The organism is Shewanella benthica KT99, assembly GCF_000172075.1.
GTDB lineage: Bacteria > Pseudomonadota > Gammaproteobacteria > Enterobacterales > Shewanellaceae > Shewanella > Shewanella benthica_A.
The window spans coordinates 1-1,828 of sequence record NZ_ABIC01000098.1 but is presented as its reverse complement, the minus strand read 5'-3'; the positions used below and the strand labels follow the sequence as shown (position 1 = coordinate 1,828).

General features: G+C 40.0%; 1 protein-coding gene and 1 pseudogene. One reads left to right on the top strand and one right to left on the bottom strand.

The genetic code is table 11. The features are described from left to right. A partial coding sequence (locus KT99_RS20255; protein WP_005503807.1) for a CPBP family intramembrane glutamic endopeptidase occupies nucleotides 1-849 on the top strand: 849 nt, incomplete at its 5' end. Between the two features lie 237 nt (nucleotides 850-1,086). On the opposite strand, the pseudogene KT99_RS19660 reads toward KT99_RS20255, so the two are convergent. After that, nucleotides 1,087-1,828 (bottom strand): annotated as a pseudogene (locus KT99_RS19660) (IS66-like element ISSbe3 family transposase); the annotation flags it as partial.

The following is a 1,828-nucleotide window of genomic DNA, read 5'->3' as shown; positions in this document are numbered from 1 at the left end:
GTATTAGCGACCATTTTAGCTATGGCTTTCTCTGCATTGGCCTTAATTCCTATGATGGTGCTTGGTGTGATATCCACAAAGATGTTGGAATTACCAACTAATGATATTTTTGATTCCATCGGAATAAACATGATGACATTATTCATGTTTTTACAACTTGTTGTGATGCTTTTTGTTATTGCTATCTTTCGAAAATTTGTGGATAGAAAGTCTATTCTGTCATTAGGCCTTGAATTTTCTGGTTATAAGATGGATTTACTAAAAGGTTTAGTTTGGGGGGCTGGGCTTATTGCTGTTGGTTTTTTATTTTTATATGCCTTTGATTTTATTTTTATTATCAATGTTGACTTGGGTGGTATCAAGTGGCTTAGCTATATCACTTTGTTTGCTATTATTGCTTTCAATGAAGAAATCCTCATTCGTGGTTATGTATTAACTAATTTAATGGCTTCGATGAATAAATATTGGGCTCTTATATGGTCATCAATAATATTTTTACTGATTCATTTATCAAATGACAACATGACATTTATTTCTATAGTGAATTTATTATTAGCCGGCATTATGTTAGGCATTTACACTATCCATAAAAGCAATTTATGGTTTCCCCTGGGTATGCATTTCTCTTGGAATTTCTTTCAGGGCCCAATTTTAGGCTTTGCAGTAAGTGGTTTAAAAGTTGAGAGTGTTATCAGTCAAGAAATAACTGGAAACAGGTTAATTACTGGAGGACAATTTGGCTTTGAAGGTTCGCTGCTGCTTACTTTAATGATGATAGTATCGACATTGCTTATACATATTAAGTATATTAATACCCTCACTCCATCAAGAAATTACTATTCTAGCTAAGGCTCTCTTTCTTTAGTATTGAGCTCTTCTGCCTCTGACTCTTCTACTCAAATAATGAAAAAATTGAACTTTATTAATTTGGCACGATCTGATCTTGAAAATCAACAAGTTAAAGAATGTCGTTATGTCAATTTTAGATGCAGAAAAATGGGCTGAATCTCACTTTAAACATGTGTGTTTGGGTGATCCTCGTAGAGCTGATAGGTTGGTCGTAAGCATTCACCAGAGGGGGATTGACTAAGCTGAGGTTAGTCCAAATACGTCTGGGTAGTCGCATTTACCCACCACGCCCGCAATGATAGTGCTGATCACTGTTATCGGGGATAACTTGCGCTTCTTGCACGTTTCAACGACTGAGAGGATCCGAGATCGAAACTTCTCACCCCTATCTGAACTGGTGCCATAGCAGATCTTGCGCATGATCACGCTGCCACGCAAACAACGCTCGGCTTCGTTATTGGTCAAAGGTGTCCCTGGGTGATTGAGAAAAACCCATAAACCTTGCTCATATTTGAGAATATGCCGGCATCGGCCTGAGTAGCGTGAAGCGGGCACATTTTCCCCGCACTCAAGCCAGCGCTTAATATTGCGCCTTAGTCGTTGCATTCGCCGACGCCACATTATTTCGTCAACGTCACCGGCTTCATATCTATGTTGAGTGCGAAATACGGACTTGAATAGCAATACCAGTCGATTGCCGATACTCGCGGTAAGCCCCTTACCTGAATAATCGGCCATTTGTTGTAAATTACGCTGCACATGGGCAAGGCAAAATTGATGCCGTTCGGGCTCAATCCAGTTGTAGCTGGGACATTGGTCACTCACGACAATCGCTTGGGTATGCTCGCCTAATATCGATTTGGCTGCATCCTTATTACGAAAATATTTCACCTGTTGGAATACGGCATCCTCACTCGATAACAACCAGACCCAGCGGGTATGCTCTTCACCATTACGATTGTGCGTCGTCTCGTCAACA